This is a genomic window from Syntrophorhabdales bacterium (assembly GCA_035541455.1).
Classification (GTDB): domain Bacteria; phylum Desulfobacterota; class Syntrophorhabdia; order Syntrophorhabdales; family WCHB1-27; genus JADGQN01.
Genome location: DATKNH010000097.1, coordinates 1 through 5707, shown reverse-complemented (window position 1 = coordinate 5707; position 5707 = coordinate 1). Strand labels below are relative to the sequence as shown.

General features: G+C 55.9%; 5 protein-coding genes. All 5 read right to left on the bottom strand.

Annotation, left to right across the window (positions count from 1 at the left end; all coding sequences use genetic code 11):
- Window positions 1-309 precede the first annotated feature (309 nt).
- Complete coding sequence (locus VMT71_10340) at window positions 310-552, bottom strand: hypothetical protein (protein ID HVN24357.1); 243 nt, start codon at window positions 550-552, stop codon at window positions 310-312.
- A gap of 526 nt (window positions 553-1078) precedes the next feature.
- Window positions 1079-2809, bottom strand: coding sequence for a tannase/feruloyl esterase family alpha/beta hydrolase (locus tag VMT71_10335; protein HVN24356.1), 1731 nt, complete (start codon window positions 2807-2809; stop codon window positions 1079-1081).
- A gap of 155 nt (window positions 2810-2964) precedes the next feature.
- Window positions 2965-4377 carry a phenylphosphate carboxylase subunit beta gene (ppcB, locus tag VMT71_10330; protein HVN24355.1) on the bottom strand — a complete coding sequence of 471 codons (1413 nt, stop codon included), beginning with the start codon at window positions 4375-4377 and terminating at the stop codon, window positions 2965-2967.
- A gap of 47 nt (window positions 4378-4424) precedes the next feature.
- Entirely contained in the window at window positions 4425-5306 is an 882-nt protein-coding gene (locus VMT71_10325) for a PfkB family carbohydrate kinase (GenBank protein HVN24354.1), read from the bottom strand.
- A gap of 205 nt (window positions 5307-5511) precedes the next feature.
- Window positions 5512-5707, bottom strand: a 196-nt coding sequence (locus tag VMT71_10320) for an HU family DNA-binding protein (protein ID HVN24353.1), incomplete at its 5' end; no start/stop codon positions are given.

The window sequence follows — 5707 nt, the reverse complement described above, 5'->3', positions numbered from 1 at the left end:
CAGCCTGCCTCGCGGGCCCGCGCTGCCCTCTCTGCAGGGTGAGGTGCTTCCTGAAGCTTTTCTGCATCAACTCCTCCGCTTCCCTGTCTGGAAGAGATGCGTCTACCTGCGTGTAGGTCCACCCACCGCAGGAACACTGGGCCTCAAGTCCATCGACAACCTCAATCACGTGCTCCATCCCTATCCTCCTGGAAGTAGTTCTTCTCTGTTTTCGGATATCACTTCCAGTATCTTAAGAACCTGTGCGAAGCCTTCCGGATTGTTGTGATGCAATGTTGACGTTTGCTCATAGCTACCGGCTAAAACCGCTCATTTCCTGGCGACCACCTGTGCGTGTTCAACGGCGATCTCACCCGTGGAGATGGTTACCCTGTAAACTGTTCTTCCGGACACGAAGCCTCCGTTGTACCCTGACCAATGCAACGCCATTGCAGTGAGGAAGGTGAAGAAGGCGAGCCAGATTGAGAATCTCAAGAGTGTCACTTTCTGCACGCCTCGTTTTGTCCCAAACGCCGGTTTGATGCACACTCGTGCCCTGGTAGTGTCTGCCATACTCTCTATGCCTATCTAATTCCTCGGATGTTTGTTGGAATACTTAAATAGTTGGCAGAGCCAGACTGGATACACTGGCCAGGTTGGTACCTGCCCGGGGATTGCCGGGCGTAACAGAGTAGACGAGCTCAAATATCAGAAACCGGAAAACAGGAAGCACCGGGTGTGGAATGACCACCCACGCTGTAAACAGGACGCCGTTGAAGATACTGGCCACAAGCCTGCAAGAAGAACATCGGGCTAGTCGTACGAACTGCAATTCTCCATCACGTGCATGACGGAACGAGCCTTTATGCAGGACAAACGGGGCGTTCCCCTCGACGGGGTCCTCCTCACTACCAGTGAAGCATTACCGCTGTCAGCATCATAACCTTCCGGCGCGCATGATGCCGATCAAAAGCCATATACCAAGCACGCTGGCCAGAAGAAAACCGGCGAGGCCCACCACAGGATGGCCAACGAGCTTGGGGCCCGCGCCCGTCTGGAAGATGAGCGACGATCCGATAATGAGAACCGGAGAGCCTGATCATTTTCCCATGAGCGGTGTGCAAACAAAACTGGAGGCAATGTTCGGATCGCCTGAACCTGAGTACTTGGGATACAGCCCGTAGCCGCACATGGGCCGTGATGCGGTGACGTTGAAGGTCTTCGGATCCATGGTCACTCCATCAATATTTTTCGGCGGGGCTATCCCCTTCTCCACCCAGTTCTCAAGAAGAGTGACGAGATCAGCCTGAGAAGGTGCATTCTGGCCGAAGTGATTGGCGCCCACGGCCACGTACAGTCTGACAGAGTTCTCAACCGTAGGCTCGCCGAATCTATCCAGCAGGGACTTGTAGTAGTTGACGCCCAAGAATACGCTGCGGTGGTAATCTGCGGTGTTGTCCTTCATGATCAGCTTCCCGCCTCTGTGGAGAAACTTCGAGATGTCGGGATCGATCGAATCGATGATTGATGAGAGATACTCGATCCTGGACTTGTAGGGAACCGGATCGAAATTATAGGTCTGGAAGTCCGGATCCTGGGCGACGAAAAAGCGCATGTTCGTGTGGCCAAAGTATGCCACACCGCCGATACCCTCACTGGGCATGATCCCCGGCGGCTGCGGCACGGGCGGAATCGTTGTGCCCAGGATAGGTCCGGCCCATCCGTTGAGCTTGTCCTCTCCTCCCATCGCACCATAGCTCACATATCCCGTACTGCCGCTCGGCAGTTTGAAGGGCAAGACGAACCGATCACGGATTACATGCACCGCCGCGATCTGCGTGTCAGAGAGGCACGTGTTCCCTGTGTCCAGCCCTCCGTCGCACCGAAGGACCGACACGTCGTGCTGGCAGGCAGCACGCCACCCGAGATCCGGATCCAAGAATCCATACTTGCTTATGATGCCGTCTGCCAGGCCGTCCTGCGCATCGCAACGTGCATTCGTGGAGTCAGCGATGAGCTTGATCTTGTTCGCATTCATCCATCCGCCGCCACCGATCGGGGCAGGAGCAAAGGCGGTCAGCATCGCGTTATCGTGGATATGGGTCCCCTCCTCATTGATGATGGGAGCGAGGGCAATCACGCCGTCATAGTCATCCGGGTAGCGCTGCGTAACCGTGTGCGCCTCGCGGCCACCCTCGGAATTGCCATCAAAGTAACTGTGCTTGGGCACCTTCCCATAGTAGGTTTTGATGATGTGGAATGCGGCATCCTTGGTCTTTTTCAGCTGCTCGTAACAGAAGTTGAGGAGCGACTCCTTGTTCAATCCGAAGGCAGCGTTGCCACCCCCTTGATGCCCCGAATCACTTCCAAAGGTCGCATAACCCCGGTCTAAGGGAGTCGGGGAGTTGGGCGGTTGCGGGTAGGGTTGGGCCAAGCCGGTGATCAAAATTCCGTTGAGACCTCCGCCACCGTAGTGCATCGATTTCTCATTCCATTTCGTCGGCAGGTTGACCTCGAAGTTGATCGGCGGGGACTTCGGGTCGAGAGGTGCGATGGACCCCAGTACCTTGCAATATTCAGGTACGGCCGGCACAACGTTGCCATTGGCGTCAACGGTTTGTGACGTCGCGGGGACGAGTGTCGCAGAGCTGCTTATTGCACCATTCGTGGGTAAGGCGATCTTGTCCTTTGCTATGATCATGCCCGACAGCGCTGCACAGTCCGACTTAAACTGATGGTCTCCGGGCACCACCGCATACTGGCATGAAGTGAGAATCACAACCCCGAATACTGCCGCTGTGAAAACCAGGAACCTTTTATTGTAGAGCATGATTACACCCCCTTTTATTAGCTCTCGTGATGATCGTGTTTTTTGCTAATGCTCTCTTAATCCTCGGTTACGCCTAACTATTTGTCAGATACCATCGAAGATTAAGGGATGCAACAGCATGGTCATTCCTTTGCCCAAACGCAGAAAAAAAGTCTTCAGTCGATCCCGTATTCCGCCCACCGCTCCCTGACCCTGCTCATCACATGCTCTGACAGTTTTACCTCTGTCGGCTTGTTGTTCCATTCAAAGGGGATAGTCGCGTTCAGAATGATCCGCGAGGTAAGGAGCTTGTCGCCTGTGGGATCGAGGGCAGGATCGAGCGGCGTCGACCTCCCTCTGTTGAGGATCTGGGCGCCCCGGGCCGGATTGAACCGGGTGCCGAGCGCCCACCAGACACGGGGCAGGTCATCGGGGGCTATGTCGTGATCGACGACGATGATGCCCTTGCAGCAGTAGGACGCTGTATTCGTGGCCGCGACTGCGGCGCCTACCTGCTCCGCGTGGCCGGGATAGAGCTGCTCCACCGACACGATCGACCAGAAGCGCCCCGCGGCCTCCGGCGGCATGTAGACGGCCTTGATGCCCGGGATCTCCATCCTGGCAAGCTCGGCCCACATCGTCGCGCCTTGAATAAAGGAGAGCAGCACATGATTGTCGGTGACCGGTTTCCCCGCGCATGTCTCCCAGAGGATGGGATCATTCCTGTGGTAGATCTGCTGCACGTGGAGGGCGGGCTTGGGGATCGGCGCGATCAGCTCATCCGTATAGTAGCCGGTGAATTCCCCGAAGGGGCCTTCCGGCCTGAGGTCCTCGGGATCGATCTCTCCTTCCAGAACAATCTCCGCACTTGCAGGAATAGGCAGCCCGCTCAGTTTGCCCCTCACGAGGTCAACGGGTTGACGGCGTATGGCCCCGGCCACCTCGTATTCGCTCGCCTTGGCCACCATGGCGCTTCCCGCGAGAAGGAGCAAGGGGTCAGCCCCGATAACGGCGCACGCTGGCATCTTCCTGCCAGCCTTGCGGTACTTCTGGAGGATCCTGTCGCCCCGCTTTCCCTTGAGGATCTGTACACCCACCGTGGTCTTGTCCAGGACCTGCATCCGGTACGTCCCTAGGTTCATCTCGCCGGTCTCCGGATCCTCGACGACCAGAAAGACAGTCGTGCCGAAGTAGCGGCCCCCATCGAGTTCGTAAAAGCGTGGCGAGGGGAACATGAACATATCCACAGCGTCACCGCTCAAAACGTTTTCGAAGATCGGCCCATGTTCCTGCTCGTTCGGCTTGACCGGTTGCTGCGTGGCAAGCTCCATCCACTCCTTCGTGAGCTCGACCATGGACAACCGCGTACCCTTCCCGAGCAGCAGGCCGAGTCTCTGCGTGGTTGCGAAGGCACCCGTGAACACCGGGATGGTGTATCCCTTCACCTTTTCAAAGAGCAGCGCCGGACCGCCCCGGCCTTCCACAACCTTTGACACATGCGAAAGTTCCAGGTCCCAGCCGACTTCTGTCCTGACCCTCTTGAGCTGCCCCTCTTTCTCGCATATCCCGATGAAGTCTCTCAGGTCCATCAAGCCTCCTTGAGCGCGCGGTTGCTGTTTTCTTATGTGGGCACAGGTCACTCAACCTGTTGCATTTTTGCGAGGACCTCCTCCATACTGCCCTTAAACGGGCCAGCGGCCTCCAGCTTGATCGATGTCAACGCTACCGCGAATCGGAGTGAGTCTTCAATAGAGTGATCGAGCCTGCGCGCGAGGTACGACCCCATAACGGTATCGCCGCGACCCATCCTGCCCGGAATGCTGCTGTTTGTGAACTTGAAGAACGTCGTTGCGCCCTTTTTGCGGACCAGTACTCCTTCTGCACACGTGATTACGCTCTCTGAACTACCCCAGCTTTCCAGTATATCAGCCTGGTCCTTTAGAACATTGGTCCCCGTCAGTGTTTGTGCTTCCATAGCATCGAGCTTTACGAAGTCAGCCAGGGTCAGTATTTCCCTTTTTTCGGGGACATCTTCAAGATGGACTTCTCCCGTTTTCATATCGGGCTGGAGCACAAAGCCCTGGATATCGACGGATAAACGGAACCCTTGTGTCTTCAGTGATCGCAGCACGTCGAGCTGAACGCTCCGGTGTCCGAAGCAGCAAAGGTGCACGAGACACGGTTCCAACGGAGGTATGTCGTCTATGCCAAGGTCGTCTCCAGCTCTTACCACGAAGGCCTGCCTTTCATCGAGATTCGTGCTTGGGAATGTAACGCGTATTTCTCCGACTTCTCCGGGCCTCACCATGACATCGATGCCCTTAGCCCTTAGCGGTTTCAGCAGGCGTTCTTTACCTTCGGAGATTTTCGTCACCGCAGCAATTCTTTTGCCGAGGCAGGACGCGGCTATTGCAGAAAAGAGCACAGGGCTATGCTCTTCCATGAAAGGAGGTCCCAGAAAAGGGATGATTGTCGTTGTACCCATCTGACCGATAAAAACAATATCGTAGCTATCCATGATGGCATCCCCTTTTTTCGATTGGCTGCCTTCCTACACATTATTAGACTTTGCTGCGAACTACAAGAGATATTGTGATCTTCTGACTTCGAGAACGAGTGCGCAAAAACCACAGCACACCGAAACAGAAGGGGCAGAGCCATTACTGACCCTGCCCTTGAGCAGATTCATTCGGATGATTACTTGTCTTACTGCGGGAACGTCTCTACTTGACCGCCTTCTTGAGAGCGGCGCCTGCCTTGAATACGGGGACCTTTCTCGCAGCAATCTTTATCTCCTTGCCGGTCTGAGGGTTCCTTCCCTTCCGTGCCTTCCTCTGGCTGATGGCGAATGTGCCGAAGCCGATCAGGGCGACCCTGTCCCCTTTCTTCAGGGCCTTCTTTACCCCGTCGACGAAGGAA